The following is a 16,000-nucleotide window of genomic DNA, read 5'->3' on the forward strand; positions in this document are numbered from 1 at the left end:
CTCGGCGCGCATGGCGAATGTGCGCATGGTCCTGTTCAAATGCTGGGCCAGGCTCAGCCTGAGCGAGATCATCGCCCTGGGCGTTGACGATGTGGACCGCGAGGCTGGTGGGGTGTGGATGAAGCGCGCCAGAGTGATCACCGAACTCAAGGTGCCGACGGAACACGCCCGCCTCCGCTTCGTCGAGCTGACCGACCCGTTCTTGGCCCTGCTGGACGACATCTTCAAGGACGCCGAGTGTGAGGCGCCAATGCAGACCACCGTTACCCATCGGGACAACGTGACGGAAAAGCAGGAGGAAGTCCGTCTACTGTTCCGGAACTGCATCAGCGGGCTGCCCTGGACGGCAAAAACGGTCAGCAAGTGGTTGACCCCGCACCTCAAGCGCAACGGCGTGCGGCACCGCGGGGCGAACCAATGCCGGCATACCTTCGCCAACCAAGCGCTGTCGAGCTACGTTCCGGTGGAATGGGTGGCGCGCCAGCTCGGGCACACTGACGCGACGATGGTACGCAAGCACTATGGCCGATGGATTCCGACAGACACCAAGAGCATGGCGTCGCTCGTGTCGCAGATGATGGGATTCAGAGAGCAGGCCTAGGAGCGCGCAGCGGGGCCTGTAAGCGCTGGAATCTGTCCTAAATGGCAGATCCGGAAAAGACGAAGCCCCTGAAACTCTAGGAATTTCAGGGGCTTCGGCCATATGTAATGGCGGAGAGATAGGGATTTGAACCCTAGGAACCATTGCTGGTTCAACGGATTTCGAATCCGTCCCGTTCGGCCACTCCGGCATCTCTCCGTGCGGCGCGCATGATACCAGCTTGAAGCCTGAAGGCGAAGCCCTGTTTCAGGATTTTTTTCGTGGTATCAGGCGCTTGCGTGCGCTGGTCAGATCAGAGCGGAACGCCGAGACGCTGCGCAACTTCTTCATAGGCCTCGATAACGTCACCCAAACCCTGACGGAAGCGGTCCTTGTCCATCTTTTTGCGGGTTTCCTTGTCCCACAGGCGGCAGCCATCCGGGCTGAACTCGTCGCCAAGGACGATCTTGCCGTGGAACAGGCCGAACTCGAGCTTGAAGTCCACGAGCAGCAGGCCGGCGTCGTCGAACAGCTTGCTCAACACTTCGTTGACCTTGAAGGAATAGGCCTTCATTTCGGCCAGTTGCTCCAGGGTCGCCCAGCCGAAGGCCTGGACATGGGATTCGTTGATGAACGGGTCGCCCAGGGCGTCGTTCTTCAGGAACAGTTCGAAGGTCGGCGGGGTGAGTTGCAGACCCTCTTCCACGCCCAGGCGGCGTACCAGGCTTCCAGCGGCGTAGTTGCGCACGACGCATTCGACCGGAATCATGGCGAGCTTCTTCACCAGCACTTCGTTGTCCGACAGCAGGGCGTCGAACTGAGTCGGAATGCCGGCGGCTTCGAGCTTCTGCATGATGAAGGCGTTGAACTTGTTGTTCACCATGCCCTTGCGATCGAGCTGCTCGATGCGCTTGCCGTCGAACGCCGAGGTGTCGTTGCGGAACAGCAGGACGAGGCGGTCGGCGTCATCGGTGGTGTAAACCGACTTGGCCTTGCCGCGATAGAGTTCTTCGCGTTTTTCCATGATGGGCTCCGCTTGCTTAGGGGTGGACTCAGGCGATGGTGCGCCAGTCGAGTCCAGAATGCTGATCGGCTACCTGCAGCCAGTCCGGGTCGCACCCTAAGGTGTCGACGAAGCTTTGCCGGGCCAGCTGCGGCGAGTTGTTCTTTTCGCTGAGATGCGCCAGCACCAGGTGCTGCAGGCTTTCCCAGCCCAGCTGGGCCACCAGTTCGGCGGCCTGCCGGTTGTTCAAATGTCCCCATTGGCCGCCTACACGGACCTTGAGGGGATAGGGATACGGACCGCGGGCCAGCATGTCGGTATCGTGGTTCGCTTCGACGATCAATGCGTCGAGGCCACGATAGCATTCCAGCACCTGCGCCGTGGCAGCTCCCAGATCAGTGAGCTGGCCAAAGCGCTTCCGGCCATCGGAAAACACGTACTGCAGAGGCTCCCGCGCATCGTGGGAGACGCTCACCGCAGTGACTTCCAGGTCTTTCAGTACCAGGCGGTCGCCGCATTTGAGCAACCCCGCCGGGGTCACCGGCTTGCGCATTCCCTGCAGGGTACCGGCGCTGAGGTATACGGGTATTCGATGGTGCCGGGCCAGCAGTTCGACGCCGTTGATGTGATCGGAGTGCTCGTGCGTAACCAGTATCGCGTCCAGTTGCCCGGGCTCTACGCCCAGGCGCGCCAGACGGCGGATGGTTTCACGCAGCGGGAAGCCGCAGTCGATCAGTATCCGGGTGTCAGAACTGCTCACCAAGGCCGAATTGCCCCGGCTTCCGCTCCCCAGGACCGCGAAGTGCATTCCGCATACTCTCCTGGAGTTTCTCAAGCACGCCCTGCGCCACGTCAGCCGGTGCGGAGGTGTTGATGTCTTTGTCGACGGTGATCTGGACGGTGTTGCTCACGCTGGTCAGGCGGACCTGGTAACGCTGGGCCTTGGCGTCCTCTTCTTCCTTGGTCTTCTCGCCACCACCGAACATGCGGCTGAAGAAGCCAGGCTTGTCTTCGTCCTTCTTCTTCGCGCCTTCGGCGATGTTGACGTAGTACACGCCCAGGCTGCGGTTGAGGTCGTCGACCCGGATGTCGGCGCGATCGAGGGCGCGACCCACGCTGACCCAGGCACGGTCGAAGTCGGAGTCGATGGTCAGCACCGGGTTGCCGCTGCCGTCCTTGTTCAGTTGGACGGCACCGGGGGTGTCGTAGTCCGAGTGCGCGGCGAGCAGGGAGACGGAGCCGCCCTTCTCGGCGCTGGTGGCCATGCTGGCGATCATTTCGTCGAGCAGTGCAGCATCCAGGCTCGGCACGGCCGGCTTGGTCGGCCAATCACCCGTGGCGGTACTGCCGGCCGGGCGGGTTTCGCTCAGCACGTAGACTTCGCTGGTGTTGGTCTGCACGCCCGGCTCGATGCGCACGCGAACGCGCGCTTCACTGTCAGGCTCGACGCCCGACACGCGGCTGCTCAGGCGACGCGCCAGGGACGCGGAGAGCTGCGACAGCGGCTGCCAGTTGGTGCTGAATTCGCCAGTCTGCGGGCGCTCGTTGGCGATGGAGAAACCGTTATCCTGGAAGAACTGGTGGGCAACCGGCCACACTTCGGCCGGCGGACGCTGGGCAACCAGCCAGCGCGAATCGCCACTCTTCTGCAGGCTGAAGTCGCTGACTTCGCCAGCGCCGGACAGCGGCTGCGGGCGCGGCACTTCGAAATCGCCTTCCTTCTCGGTGCTGGTGGCGACGTTCATCGGGATCGGCAGCAGCGGGTCGAGTTGTTTGCTCTGCAGCCCCTCAGGCACCTTCATCGGTGCAGTTTCACGGGCGTTCAGGTAATCGTCGCCACGGTCGCGGAAGTAGCCTTCCGGGCCCCACAGCCAGCCGCAGCCGGAAGTGTTGCCGATAACCAGGGCGAGCGCAGTCAGTCCTGCCAGTCGCTTCATGCGAGGGAGCTCCTTAAGCCAGAACGCCGGTCTGGCGCATGGCCTGACGCAGCGGTTCGTGGCAGCGCGGGCTGAGCCAGGTCAGAGGCAGGCGGATGCCCTCTGGAATCAGCCCCATTTCGTGCAGGGCGAACTTGACCGGGATGGGATTGGATTCGATGAACAGCGACTTGTGCAGGGGCATCAGGCGATCGTTGATGGCGCGCGCAGCGGCGGCGTCGCCACGCATGGCGGCGGCGCACAGCTCACTCATGGCGCGCGGAGCAACGTTGGCGGTCACCGAGATATTGCCCTTGCCGCCCATCAGCATCAGCTCGACGGCGGTGGCGTCGTCACCGGAGTAGACGAGGAATTCCTTGCCGACGCGGTCCAGTACTTCCTTGCCGCGCTGCAGGTCACCGGTGGCTTCCTTGATGCCGACGATGTTCGGCACCTTGGACAGGCGCTCGACGGTCTCGGGCAACATGTCGCAGGCGGTGCGGCCCGGCACGTTATAGAGGATCTGCGGGATGGCAACGGCTTCGGCGATATGGCGGAAGTGCTGGTACAGGCCTTCCTGGGTCGGCTTGTTGTAGTACGGGGTCACCAGCAGGCAGGCGTCGGCGCCGCCGGACTTGGCAGCCTCGGTCAGTTCGACGGCCTCGCGGGTGGAGTTCGCGCCGGTGCCGGCGATGACCGGGATGCGGCCGTTGACCTGGTCGACCACGCGACGGATCACTTCCAGGTGTTCTTTCACGTCCAGAGTGGCCGACTCACCCGTGGTGCCGACCGCTACGATGGCGTTGGTACCTTCCTGCAGGTGGAAGTCCACCAGCTTCGCGAGGCTGTCCCAATCCAGTCGACCCTGAGCATCGAAGGGGGTGACCAGCGCCACCATACTGCCCGCAATCATGCAACCGCTCCTGCCGGAAAAAGAAAGCCGTAATGGTACTGTCGCCACCGGCCACGCACAAGGTGACGCAGCGACCCACGAGCGGCCAGACATTCCCCTTGCCGGCGCTTTTCGCTACCCTTTCTCCTTTGTCGATGCGGCCCGCTTGGCCGCCACTCCCAGGAAAGCTGCATGTCCACCTCTCACCCTCGTGAACAATTCCTTCTGATCAGTGCTCTGGGCCCGAACCCGATGGAGTTGACCAGTGTGCTGTGCCGCACCTGCGTCGACAATCGCTGCTCGGTGGTCAGCAGCCGCCTGACCCGTCACGGCGAGTTCAGCGCTCTGGTCCTGCAGGTCTCCGGCAGCTGGGATGCCCTTGCGCGCCTGGAAGGCGGCCTGTCGCCCCTGGCCAAGCGCCACGGCTTCACCCTCAGCGTCACCCGCAGCAATGTCCATGTCACCCGTGCCCAGGCCTTGCCCTACGTGGCCTATGTCAGCGCCGTCTATCGCCCGGATATCCTCAACGAGATCTGCCAGTTCTTCATCGATCACAACATCGAGCTAGAGAACCTCACCTGCGACACCTATCAAGCGCCGCACACCAACACCCGCATGCTAAACGCCACCATCACCGTGACCCTGCCGGCCGGCACCCAGATCAGCTGGCTGCGCGATCAGTTCCTCGACTTCGCCGATGCACTGAACCTGGATGCACTGATCGAGCCCTGGCGTCCGCAGCACCCGTAAGGGGCTCTCAAGGAGAAATTTCTCATGGCAGTCGAACTGAACAAACCCGTCGCCGATTTCCAGGCCCCGGCCACCAGCGGCGTCGATTTCCGCCTGTCCGAGCTCAAGGGCAAGCAGGTCGTCCTGTATTTCTACCCAAAGGACAGCACTCCGGGCTGCACCACCGAAGGCCAGGGCTTCCGCGACAAGATCGAAGACTTTGCCAAGGCCAACACCCTGGTGTTCGGTGTTTCCCGCGACGGCATCAAGTCCCACGAGAACTTCAAGGCCAAGCAGTGCTTCCCCTTCGAGCTGATCAGCGACAAGGACGAGGCGGTCTGCCAGCTGTTCGACGTGATCAAGCTGAAGAAGCTTTACGGCAAGGAATACATGGGCGTTGACCGCAGCACCTTCCTGATCGACGCCAAGGGCGTGCTGCGTCAGGAATGGCGCGGCGTGAAGGTGCCCGGCCATGTGGATGCCGTGCTCGCTGCCGCCCAGGAACTGAACAGGGTCTGAGCGATACCGCACGCAGGAAAAGGCCGCCGATCAGCGGCCTTTTTCGTTTACATCATCGGACTGACCTGGCGCTCCGGCGTGGGCTGGCGCGGCCAGGCATCCAGCACGGCCTTCACCAGGGTCGCCAGCGGGATGGCGAAGAACACGCCCCAGAAGCCCCACAACCCGCCGAACAGCAGCACCGCACAGATGATCGCTACTGGGTGCAGGTTCACCGCCTCGGAGAACAGCAGCGGCACCAGCACGTTGCCATCCAGCGCCTGGATGATCGCGTGGGCGGCCATCAGGTAGATGAACTGGTCGCTCCAGCCCCACTGGAACAGCCCGATCATTGCCACCGGCACGGTGACCACCACCGCGCCGATGTAGGGCACCACCACCGACAGGCCAACCAGCAGCGCGAGCAGCGCCGCGTAGTTCAGGCCCAGCACCGCAAAGGCGATGTAGGTCGCCACGCCGGTGATGAAGATCTCGATGACCTTGCCGCGGATGTAGTTGGCGATCTGCTGGTTCATCTCGTTCCACACTTGCTTCATCAGCCCGCGTTCGCGGGGCAGGTAGCGGCGGAACCAGTGGTAGAAGCGCCGGCGGTCCTTGAGGAAGAAGAACACCAGGATCGGCACCAGCACCAGGTAGATCATGATGTTGACCACCACCGGCAGGCCCGACAGGGAGAAGGTCAGCGCCCACTGGCCGAGCTGGCCCAACTCGTTGCGCGCCGCCTCGACGGTGCGCAGTACCTGCTCCTCGGTGACCATGTCCGGGTAGCGCTCGGGCAGCATCAACAGCGTCGCCTGCCATTCGCCGAGCATGCCGGGCAACTCGTTGAACAGGGTGAACAACTGCTTCCACAGCAGCGGCACCAGCACCAGCAGGAACACCGCGAGCAGGCCGAGAAACAGCGAATACACCAGCCATACCGCGAACAGGTGCGGTACGCGCAAGCGCTCCAGCACGCCGACCATGCCCTGGATGAGGAAGGCGATGACCATCGCCGCCAGCACCGGCGCGAGCATCCCGCCAAAGGCCAGGATGACGGTGAATCCCAGCCCGAGAATGACCGCCAGCACTATCGCCTCCTCATCGGAGAAATAGCGCTGCATCCAGTTCTGCAAAACCTTGAGCATCAACGAAACCTGCAAAACGAAAGGGGCAACGTCACCGTTGCTGGGGATCAGCGGCTACTTCTTGCGCAGCCAGTAGCGATAGACGCCGGCTTCGACCTCTTCATGCAGCAGCGAGTGCCCGGCAAGGTCGGCGAAAACGCGGAAGTCGCGCTGGGAACCCGCATCGGTGGCGATTACCTTGAGCACCGCTCCGCTGGGAAGACGGTTCAGCTCGAGCTTGGCCTTGAGCAGTGGCAACGGACAATTGAGACCGCTGGCGTCCAGCTCCGCGTCACAGGCGGGGACAGACGGCGTGGAATCGGACATCGAAACGAACTCCAGTCAGGGCGCCCAAGAATACCGAAAGCGTTGGAAAAGTAACCAGGCCCGACCGAGACGCTGATCATTAATCCAACCGTCACCCTCGGGGGGTTAAAACGGCAGCGGAGCGGAAATACCCATTTCGAATTGCCCCGCACTTCTGTCCTGCAAACTAGGCATAGGCGTTAGCGTGCAGCTAAAGTAGAGCCTTTCTCGGAACGAGCCTCGTGTACATGAAAGTACTCCGCCCTGCCCTGCTGTCGCTCGCTGTCGCCTTCGCCATGCCGGCCTTGGCGGACGACCTTCCTTCCCTGGGGGACGCGAGCTCGTCCATCGTCTCCCCGGAGCAGGAATTCCAGCTCGGCCGCGCTTGGCTGAGCATGCTGCGCAACCAGGTCGACACGCTCAACGATCCGCAACTCAAGGACTATGTCGAGTCCAGCGTCTACCGCCTTGCCGAGTCCAGCGAACTGCAGGATCACCGTCTGGCCTTCATCCTGATCCGCGACAAGCAGATCAACGCCTTCGCCGCTCCCGGCGGCGTGGTCGGCGTCAACGGTGGCCTGTTCATCTATGCCCAGACCGAAGGCGAGTACATTGCGGTACTGGCGCACGAACTCGGCCACCTGAGCCAACGCCACTTCGCCCGCGGCATCGAAGCACAGCAGCGCATGCAGATTCCGGTGATGGCCGCCATGCTGGCGGGCATCGTCGCCGCAGCCGCCGGCGCCGGTGACGCCGGTATCGCTGCCATTGCCGGCACCCAGGCAGCGGCGATCCAGAACCAGTTGCGCTTCTCCAGGCAGAACGAGCAGGAAGCCGACCGCGTCGGCGTCGCCACCATGGTCCGTGCAGGCTACGACCCGCGCTCCATGCCCAACATGTTCGAACGCCTGGCCCGCCAGTACCGCTACGAGGGCAAGCCGCCGGAATTCCTGCTCACGCACCCGGTGACCGAATCGCGTATCGCCGACACCCGCAACCGCGCCGAGCAGTACCCCAAGGGCGGCAAGGAAGACTCGCTGCGCTACGAGCTGATGCGCGCCCGTGTCCAGCAGATGTTCGAGGACACGCCGGGCATGGCGAGCAAGCAGTTCCGCGCCCAGCTTGACGAAGACCCGAAGAACGACGCTGCCCGCTACGGCCTGGCGCTGTCGCAGACCAAGATCGGCCAGCTCAACGAGGCCCGCAGCAATCTCCAGCAACTGCTGGCCAAGACCCCCAACGACATCAGCTACAACCTGGCGATGGCCGACGTCGACATTACCGCCAACAAGCTGCCCGATGCCCAGGCGCGAGTGCAGAAGATGCTCGGCCAATACCCGGACAGCTATCCGCTGATCCAGGCCAACGCCGACCTGATGATGAAGACCAACCGCGCTGCCGACGCCGAGAAGACGCTGTTCAAGCTGTCCCAGCGCCGTCCGCTGGACCCGGACGTCTGGAGTCGCCTGGCCGACGCCTGCACCCTGAGTGGCAACGCCATTGGTGTGTACCAGGCTCGCGCGGAGTACTACGCGCTCACTGGCGACTACAAGCAGGCGATCGAGCAACTGGATTTCGCTAAGCGCCGCGCCGGCGGCAACTTCACCCTCGCCGCGCGCCTGGATGCCCGCCAGCAGGAATTCCGCGACCAGGAACGCATTCTCAAGGAAATGATGGGCCGCTGAGCAGCCCCCGTGGGAGCGAGCTTGCTCGCGAACGCCCTGTTTTTGGTGTCATGCGGTTCGCGAGCGAGCTCGCTCCTATAAGCAGCCAAGAAAAAGCCCGGCATCGGCCGGGCTTTTTCATTCATTCAACCTGATCAGGCATTGCCTGCCAGCTTAAGCTTCGCCGCCTGGGTGAAGTCGAGCATGCGCTTGAGCGGCTTGATCGCCTTGGGAATCAGCGCCGGGTCGACGAAGATTTCTCCCGAGCCTTCCTTCAGGCACGCCAGGGTGCGCTCCAGGGTGTTCATGGCCATCCACGGGCAGTGCGCGCAACTGCGGCAAGCCGCACCGTTGCCGGCGGTGGGTGCTTCGATGAACTCCTTGTCCGGGCACAGCTGCTGCATCTTGTAGAAGATGCCGCGGTCGGTGGCGACGATGAAGCGCTTGTTCGGCAACGTCTGTGCAGCCTTGATCAACTGGCTGGTGGAACCCACAGCATCGGCCAAGTCCACCACCGCTTCCGGCGACTCCGGGTGCACCAGGATCGCAGCATCCGGGTAGACCGCCTTGAGGTCTTCCAATTGCTTGGCCTTGAACTCCTCGTGGACGATGCAGGCTCCGTCCCAGAGCAGCATGTCGGCGCCGGTTTCGCGCTGGATATAGCGACCCAGGTGCTGGTCCGGCGCCCAGAGGATCGGCTCGCCGTTGTCCATCAGGTGCTCGACGATTTCTACGGCGCAGCTGGAGGTCACCACCCAGTCGGCGCGCGCTTTCACCGCTGCCGAGGTGTTTGCGTAGACCACCACGGTGCGCTCGGGATGCTTGTCGCAGAAAGCGGAGAATTCTTCCACCGGACAGCCCAGGTCGAGGGAGCAGGTCGCTTCCAGGGTGGGCATCAGCACGCGCTTTTCCGGATTGAGGATTTTGGCAGTTTCGCCCATGAAGCGAACACCGGCGACCACTACCGTCTGCGCCGAATGCTGGTTGCCGAAGCGGGCCATTTCCAGCGAGTCGGATACGCAGCCGCCGGTTTCCTCGGCCAGCGCCTGGATCACCGGGTCGCAGTAATAATGCGCCACGAGCACGGCATTCTGCGCCTTCAGTTCGGCGGCGATGGCCGCACGGTAATCGGCCTCTTCCTGCGTGCTCAGCACCCGCGGCTGCTTCGCCGCCAGATGGGCCTGGACCAGCAGGCGTTCGGAAATCTGGGACATCGTGTGAGAACCTCAACAGGCACGGTCTGATTATGCCGGCGATTTTATCACCACTGCCCTTGATGCGATGCGGCGTCGACGGCCGTACAGCAGGCTTTTTCCGGCACATGGCAAAAGCCCCGTGACCTTTCGATCACGGGGCTTTCACAGGATTTGATGGTGGGTCGTGTAGGATTCGAACCTACGACCAATTGGTTAAAAGCCAACTGCTCTACCGACTGAGCTAACGACCCGACGTGGTGCGTATAATACTGATTTCTAACGTAAAAACAACACCCCGCGAAAACTTTTTTCAGAAATATCGCGTAGGGTCGGAAATTCCAGCGGCGGAAAAGCCCTCGGAACGCAGTCGGCAGCTGTCGCATTTACCGCACGCACGTCCATCCTCATCGGCTTGATAGCAGGAAACGGTCAGGCTGTAGTCCACGCCTTGGGCGATGCCCGCCTCGATGATCTGCGCCTTGGAGAGGAACTGCAGAGGCGCCTGGATACGGAAGCCGTCACCCTCTACGCCCGCCTTGGTCGCAAGGTTCGCCATGCGCTCGAACGCCTCGACGAACTCGGGGCGGCAATCCGGGTAGCCGGAATAGTCCACGGCATTGACGCCAATGAAGATATCCCGTGCGCCCAACACCTCCGCCCACCCCAGGGCAAGAGAGAGAAATACGGTGTTGCGCGCCGGCACATAGGTCACTGGAATGCCTTCGCTGGGCGCTTCAGGCACTTCGATGCTGGTGTCGGTCAGGGCCGAGCCGCCGATGCCGTTCAGATTTAGGCCGATCACCTTGTGCTCGATCACGCCCAACTGACGGGCGACCCGCTCGGCAGCCTGCAACTCGGCACGGTGGCGCTGGCCGTAGTCGAAGCTCATGGTGTAGCAGTCGTAGCCGTCGGCCTTGGCCATGGCGATCACGGTCGCAGAGTCCAGGCCACCGGAGAGCAGGATTACGGCTTTCTTGTCGTTCACGGATTGCTTGATGGACATAAGAAGGTCTCCTCCGCGCTCAATGGCCCGGTTCGTCGTTCCAGAGAATCTTGTGCAGCTGCAGTTGCAGGCGCACCGGCAGGTTGTCGCTGACAATCCAGTCAGCCAGCGCACGCGCATCCACTTCACGGTGGCTAGGCGAGAACAGGACTTCGCCAGCACGTTGCTCCAGGCGGTACTCGATCAGCTTGGATACAGCCCAGTCATAGTCCTCGCGGGAGCAGATGACGAACTTCACCTGGTCGTTGGCCGTCAGCTCGCCAATATTCTCGTAGCGATTGCGTGTCACTTCCCCGGAGCCAGGAGTCTTCAGGTCAAGAATGCGGCTGACACGGCGGTCGCTGGCGGAAATATCCAGCGCGCCACTGGTTTCCAGCGAGACGTCGTAGCCGGCATTGCACAGGCGCTCAAGTAACGGAATGCAATTCGGCTGGGCCAGCGGTTCGCCCCCCGTCACGCAGACGTAGCGCGGGCGGTACTGCGCGACTTGCTCGAGGATTGCATCAAGGGTCTGGATCTCGCCGCCACTGAAGGCATACGCGGTATCGCAGTAATTGCAGCGCAGGGGGCAGCCGGTCAGGCGTACGAACACGGTCGGCAAGCCGGCGGTGCGCGTCTCCCCCTGCAACGAGTAGAAAATCTCGGTAATGCGCAGGGTCTGTTGCATATCAGCCACGGGCGTGACGGCTACACAGGCCATCCGCCTCCGTTGCGTTGGAGTCGTGGGCGCGCTCACAGGCGCCCGGAAGGCCCGGAACACAGCAGACATCAGCCGAGCTGAAACCACTGGCGCTTTCCGGGGGCGGCAATTCTAACGAAAAAACCCGCGACGGGCGCGGGTTTTCGGACAATGCGGAACCTTACTTGAGGTTCTTCAGGTCACGCTGGGACAGCTGGGCAGCGGAAGTGCCCGGATACTGGGCCACGACCTGCTGCAGGATACCGCGGGCCTTGTCGGTATTGCCCAGGCGGCGCTCGACGTCGGCGAGCTTGTACAGCGAGTCCGGCACCTTGGCGCTGCTCGGGTAGGCCTGGCTGACACGGGCGAAGGCCTGGCCGGCGCCCTGCAGGTCGCCCTTGGCAAGGTTCACTTCTCCCAGCCAGTACTGCGCGTTGCCAGCGTACTGGCTGCTCGGGTACTTGCGCAGGAAGGCGCCGAAGGCCTGGCTGGCCTTGTCGAAGTCCTTGGCCTTGATCAGGTCGAAGGCAGCGTCGTAGTACAGCTTTTCTTTAGCCGGGTCACCCGGCTCGCTGCTGGCAGCGGACTGCGGTTGCTGGGCGGCGGCTACGCCAGCTCCGGCGGCAGCTCCGGCACTGACGCCGGCAGCGGGGGAATTGGATTGAACTGCAGCACCGGCCGCTCCCGCACCTGCACCGCTGGAAAGGCGGCTGTCGATGTCCTGGAAGCGCTCCTGGTTTTCCTGCTTCATCTGTTGGATCTGGTTCTGCTGCTCTTCGAGCATGCCGCGCAGACGGGACATCTCGTCCTGCATCTGCTGCAGCTGCATGAACAGCTGAGCCTGACCGGAGACGGGAGTAGTCATCCCGCCTCCGGCGTAGGCGCCTTCAGCGCCTGCGGTGCCATAACCCGAGGGAGGCTGGTTGGCATAGCCACCATTGCCGTCCTGTACCGGAACCGCGGCTGCCGCCATGAGCGGCAGTCCACATGCGATCAAGGTCAGAAAACGCAGGCGCATCTGCATGTCTTACTTCTTCAGCTCAACGCGACGGTTCTGGGCCCAGGACTGCTCGTCGTGGCCAGTGGCAACCGGACGCTCCTTGCCGTAGGAAACCAGTTCCAGCTGAGCCGGGGAAACGCCCTGCAGTACCAGGTAGCGCTGAACGGCCTTGGCACGACGCTCGCCCAGAGCCATGTTGTACTCGCGGGTGCCGCGCTCGTCAGTGTGACCTTCCAGGACTACGCGCTGGCCGGAACCTTTCAGGTCCTTGGCGTGTACGTCCAGGGCACGCATGGCTTCCGGCTTCAGGTCGGAGCTGTCGTACTCGAAGTAGAAGGTGGTGATAGCGCGCAGAGCGGCTTCGTCGCTCAGGGAGCCGTCAACGGCACCGCTGTTGGCGCCGTAGCCAGCGTTCGGATCAACGCCGCCATTGGCGCCTTCGCCAGTAGCATCGCCTTTCTTGGACGAACAGCCGACGGCAACAGCCATGGCGAGGGCGATAACGGCAAACTTGCCGAATTTCAGCATTTCCATCATGTAACTCCTAATGAACCCCAGTGTATAAGTTTGAAACAGTTGGCAACCGTCAGTTCAGGTAAGGGGACCAGGAAGGCTCTCGCACGTCGCCTTGAGCGGTGGGTAGCGGTAACCGAACACGTCCGTTGATGCTCACGAGCATCAACACGCCCCGGTCCTGCTGGCGGGGGGCGTATATTAGCATCGTGCCATTTGGCGCAACAGTGGGCGAGTCATCCAGGTTGGTGTTGGAAAGTACCCGGAGATTACCGCGCTGAAGGTCCTGCGCTGCGATCTGGAAGTTGGTGAAACCATCCTGGCGGTGAACCATGACCAGGGTCTTCTCATCCGCCGAGAGTTTCGGGTTGGCGTTGTAGTTGCCGATGAAGGTCACGCGGTCGGTGGCGCCCGAGTTCACGTTCATCTTGTAGATCTGCGGCTTGCCGCCACGGTCCGAGGTGAAGTACAGGGTCGAGCCGTCCGCGCCCCAGAAGGGTTCGGTGTCGATCGCCGAGTTGTTGGTCAGGCGACGCAGCTGGCGGCTGCCCAGGTCCATCACGTAGATTTCCGGGTTGCCATCGCGCGACAGCACGAAGGCCAGGCGGTTGCCGTCCGGCGAGAAGGCCGGGGCGCCGTTGAGGCCTTCGAAGTTGGAAATCTGCTCGCGGCGACCGGTGTCGACGTACTGCATGAAGATGCGCGGGCGCTTCTGCTCGAACGAGACGTAGGCAATACGACGGCCATCGGGCGAGAAGCGCGGCGAGAGGATCGGCTCGCGCGATTGCAGCAGGGTCACCGGGCGCGCGCCGTCATAATCGGAGCGCTGCAGGGTATAGCGGGTGTTGTCCACCGAGAATCGCTCAGCAGTCACATAGAGCAGCTTGGTGGAGAAAGCCCCCTTGATGCCGGTGAGCTTCTCGAACGACTGGTCGGCGATGTAGTGCGACATGTCGCGCAGTTGCTCGGTGGTGCCGCCCACGCTGCCGGTCAGGACCTGCTCCTGGGTCGCCACGTTGAGCAGGGCGTACTGGATCTGCAGGCGGCCACCGCTGGGTACGATGCTGCCGACCAGCACGTACTGCGCGCCGAGGGCCTGCCAATCGCGGTAGATCACTTCGCTGGCCTGGGCCGGCTGGCTGATCATGTTCTGGCGCGGGATCGGCTCGAAGTAACCGGAGTTGCGCAGGTCGTTGCCGATGATGTTCGACATGTCTTCGGGCAGGACGTTGCCGCCCTGCCAGCCGAACGGAACCACGGCAATCGGGACGGCCGAGTCACGACCGCTGGAGATCACCAGCGGGTCGGCGGCCTGCGCAGCGCCGGCTACCAGCGCCAGGGCAAAAAGCGCAAAGCGAATCAGGGTACTCACAGATCTAAATCCTCCGGTTTGAAGACCATTCGGCGCTGACGATACAGGCTATCGAAAGTGGCGCGATCCAGTTTTTGCAGTTCGGGAATACGGCCCACATTTCGGACCGCTGCCACCGCCGAATCATCGAACGGCTTGTCGCCACTGGAGCGGGTCACGCTCACGTTGGTGATGGCGCCGCTCGGCAGCATCTGAATCAGCACTTCTACGCTCATTCCGTTACGAGCTGAAGGAGGACGGCTCCACTGCTGGCTCACCAGGCTGACGATCAGGTCGTCGAAATTGCCCGCCACCTCGTTACCTTGCTCGTCGGCCAGGGCCTGTTGCCGTTGCGTGTCATCCGACAGCAGTTCGGCCAGCGCCTGAGCCTTCTTGTCTTCGGTTGCCTTTCGGGCTGCGGCGGCGGCCGCAGCGGCAGCCTTCTTCTTCGCAGCCTCGACCGCTGCAGCCTTCTTCTTGGCTTCATCTGCGGCGGCTTTCTTCTTCGCGTCTTCGGCGGCCTTCTTCTTGGCCTCCTCGGCGGCTTTTTTCTTCGCCTCTTCAGCGGCCTCTTTCTTGGCCTCTTCCTCGGCTTTCTTCTTGGCGATGTCCGCCTGCTGTTTCTGCTCGGCAGCCTTGGCCTCGGCCGCCTTCTTGGCGGCTGCAGCAGCATCGGCCGCCTTCTTGGCATCATCTGCCTTCTTGGCTTCTGCTGCTTTCTCGGCGGCATCAGCAGCCTTTTGAGCTGCGTCAGCTTTCTTTTGTTCCTCGGCTTTCGCAGCAGCCAGTGCCTGCTGCTCAGCCTTCTTCTGCTCGAGCTGTTCCTGCTCGTATTGCTTGGCCGAAGTCTTCTTCGACTCGCCGGCTATCTTCTGGTTGGTCTGCTGGGTCGCCTGGCTCTTGGATTTGAGCTGGTACAGGGTGGCCTGGACGATCGGCCGCGACGGCGGCAGTTCAGGCGTGCTGGCCCAACTGACGAACAGCATGGCGAAGATCAGGACATGCAGGGCCACGGCCAGGACCGTGGGCCAGAAGTAGCCTTCCGATTGAGAGCGCTCGAGCTGGTGCATCAACTACCTGGTGCCTCGGTAATCAGACCGACGTTGCCGACCCCGGCTTTCTGCAGACCGCCCATGACGGCCATGACCGAGCCATAGTCGACTGCCTTGTCCCCACGGACGAAGACCTGCACTTTCTTACCCTGGCGACTGTTCTCGGCCATGATGCCGGAGGCAGCGTTGACCAACTGATCGAGGTCCACGGCAGTCTGGCTGGCCTTGCCCTGGTCCGGGTCCACTTCGGAGCCCATGTTCCAGTAGTAGGTCTTGTCGGCCTTGATGGAGATGGTGAGCACGCGGGAATCGTTATCCTGCGGCAGCGCTTCGCTGGAAACCTTGGGCAGGTCGACCTTGACCCCCTGGTTGAGCATGGGCGCGGTCACCATGAAAATGACCAGCAGTACCAACATCACGTCGATGTACGGCACCACGTTCATTTCCGCGACCGGCTTGCGCTTGTGACGAACTCTTGCCATGACGGCTTA

General features: G+C 62.5%; 18 protein-coding genes and 2 tRNA genes. 4 read left to right on the top strand and 16 right to left on the bottom strand.

The features are described from left to right. Positions 1–10 precede the first annotated feature (10 nt). A complete protein-coding gene (locus C167_RS33125) occupies positions 11–601 on the top strand; it encodes a site-specific integrase (RefSeq protein WP_017522085.1) in 591 nt (196 codons plus the stop codon). A 108-nt stretch (positions 602–709) separates the two neighbouring features. Here the strand turns inward: C167_RS33125 and C167_RS0130410 are convergent. From C167_RS0130410 to dapA, 5 genes are all read right to left on the bottom strand, one after another. Next, positions 710–799: transfer RNA gene (locus C167_RS0130410), tRNA-Ser, on the bottom strand. Positions 800–893: 94 nt separating this feature from the next. Further along, positions 894–1,604: a phosphoribosylaminoimidazolesuccinocarboxamide synthase gene (gene purC / locus C167_RS0130415; RefSeq protein WP_017522086.1), complete on the bottom strand. Its 711-nt coding sequence runs from the start codon at positions 1,602–1,604 to the stop codon at positions 894–896. Between the two features lie 28 nt (positions 1,605–1,632). Then, a complete protein-coding gene (locus C167_RS0130420) occupies positions 1,633–2,391 on the bottom strand; it encodes an MBL fold metallo-hydrolase (protein ID WP_017522087.1) in 759 nt (252 codons plus the stop codon). Further along, entirely contained in the window at positions 2,330–3,520 is a 1,191-nt protein-coding gene (bamC, locus tag C167_RS0130425; protein ID WP_017522088.1) for an outer membrane protein assembly factor BamC, read from the bottom strand. Before bamC ends, C167_RS0130420 begins: the two co-directional genes overlap by 62 nt. A gap of 13 nt (positions 3,521–3,533) precedes the next feature. Continuing rightward, a complete protein-coding gene (gene dapA, locus C167_RS0130430; RefSeq protein ID WP_017522089.1) occupies positions 3,534–4,412 on the bottom strand; it encodes a 4-hydroxy-tetrahydrodipicolinate synthase in 879 nt (292 codons plus the stop codon). Between the two features lie 171 nt (positions 4,413–4,583). On the opposite strand from dapA, the gene C167_RS0130435 reads away from it, so the two are divergent. After that, entirely contained in the window at positions 4,584–5,141 is a 558-nt protein-coding gene (locus C167_RS0130435; protein WP_017522090.1) for a glycine cleavage system protein R, read from the top strand. Positions 5,142–5,165: 24 nt separating this feature from the next. Further along, positions 5,166–5,639 carry a peroxiredoxin gene (locus tag C167_RS0130440; RefSeq protein ID WP_017522091.1) on the top strand — a complete coding sequence of 158 codons (474 nt, stop codon included), beginning with the start codon at positions 5,166–5,168 and terminating at the stop codon, positions 5,637–5,639. Between the two features lie 47 nt (positions 5,640–5,686). Here the strand turns inward: C167_RS0130440 and C167_RS0130445 are convergent, their stop codons facing one another. Beyond that, positions 5,687–6,766 (bottom strand): AI-2E family transporter, encoded by a 1,080-nt coding sequence (locus C167_RS0130445; protein ID WP_017522092.1) that lies wholly within the window; start codon positions 6,764–6,766, stop codon positions 5,687–5,689. A 54-nt stretch (positions 6,767–6,820) separates the two neighbouring features. Next, a complete protein-coding gene (locus C167_RS0130450) occupies positions 6,821–7,072 on the bottom strand; it encodes a sulfurtransferase TusA family protein (protein WP_017522093.1) in 252 nt (83 codons plus the stop codon). A 227-nt stretch (positions 7,073–7,299) separates the two neighbouring features. Here C167_RS0130450 and C167_RS0130455 point away from each other — a divergent pair, with 227 nt between their 5' ends. Continuing rightward, positions 7,300–8,736, top strand: a complete 1,437-nt coding sequence (locus C167_RS0130455) for a M48 family metalloprotease (protein WP_017522094.1) — start codon at positions 7,300–7,302, stop codon at positions 8,734–8,736. A 134-nt stretch (positions 8,737–8,870) separates the two neighbouring features. On the opposite strand, the gene nadA is transcribed toward C167_RS0130455, so the two are convergent. The 9 genes from nadA to tolR all read right to left on the bottom strand — a co-directional run bounded on the left by nadA (position 8,871) and on the right by tolR (position 15,991). After that, on the bottom strand, positions 8,871–9,929 hold the full coding sequence (gene nadA, locus C167_RS0130460) for a quinolinate synthase NadA (RefSeq protein WP_017522095.1): 1,059 nt from the start codon (positions 9,927–9,929) through the stop codon (positions 8,871–8,873). Between the two features lie 157 nt (positions 9,930–10,086). Continuing rightward, positions 10,087–10,162 (bottom strand) — tRNA-Lys (locus tag C167_RS0130465). Between the two features lie 59 nt (positions 10,163–10,221). Continuing rightward, positions 10,222–10,896, bottom strand: a complete 675-nt coding sequence (gene queC, locus C167_RS0130470) for a 7-cyano-7-deazaguanine synthase QueC (protein ID WP_026079375.1) — start codon at positions 10,894–10,896, stop codon at positions 10,222–10,224. A gap of 37 nt (positions 10,897–10,933) precedes the next feature. Next, positions 10,934–11,581, bottom strand: coding sequence for a 7-carboxy-7-deazaguanine synthase QueE (gene queE, locus C167_RS0130475; RefSeq protein ID WP_026079376.1), 648 nt, complete (start codon positions 11,579–11,581; stop codon positions 10,934–10,936). A gap of 193 nt (positions 11,582–11,774) precedes the next feature. Continuing rightward, positions 11,775–12,617: a tol-pal system protein YbgF gene (gene ybgF, locus C167_RS0130480; RefSeq protein ID WP_017522098.1), complete on the bottom strand. Its 843-nt coding sequence runs from the start codon at positions 12,615–12,617 to the stop codon at positions 11,775–11,777. Between the two features lie 3 nt (positions 12,618–12,620). Beyond that, positions 12,621–13,127, bottom strand: a complete 507-nt coding sequence (gene pal / locus C167_RS0130485) for a peptidoglycan-associated lipoprotein Pal (protein ID WP_017522099.1) — start codon at positions 13,125–13,127, stop codon at positions 12,621–12,623. A 52-nt stretch (positions 13,128–13,179) separates the two neighbouring features. Continuing rightward, entirely contained in the window at positions 13,180–14,478 is a 1,299-nt protein-coding gene (tolB, locus tag C167_RS0130490; protein WP_017522100.1) for a Tol-Pal system beta propeller repeat protein TolB, read from the bottom strand. Continuing rightward, positions 14,475–15,530 (bottom strand): cell envelope integrity protein TolA, encoded by a 1,056-nt coding sequence (tolA, locus tag C167_RS0130495; RefSeq protein ID WP_085988881.1) that lies wholly within the window; start codon positions 15,528–15,530, stop codon positions 14,475–14,477. Before tolA ends, tolB begins: the two co-directional genes overlap by 4 nt. Further along, positions 15,527–15,991, bottom strand: coding sequence for a protein TolR (gene tolR / locus C167_RS0130500; protein ID WP_026079377.1), 465 nt, complete (start codon positions 15,989–15,991; stop codon positions 15,527–15,529). Before tolR ends, tolA begins: the two co-directional genes overlap by 4 nt. Positions 15,992–16,000: the final 9 nt, after the last annotated feature.

This window comes from Pseudomonas nitroreducens TX1, from assembly GCF_000313755.1.
GTDB lineage: Bacteria > Pseudomonadota > Gammaproteobacteria > Pseudomonadales > Pseudomonadaceae > Pseudomonas > Pseudomonas nitroreducens_A.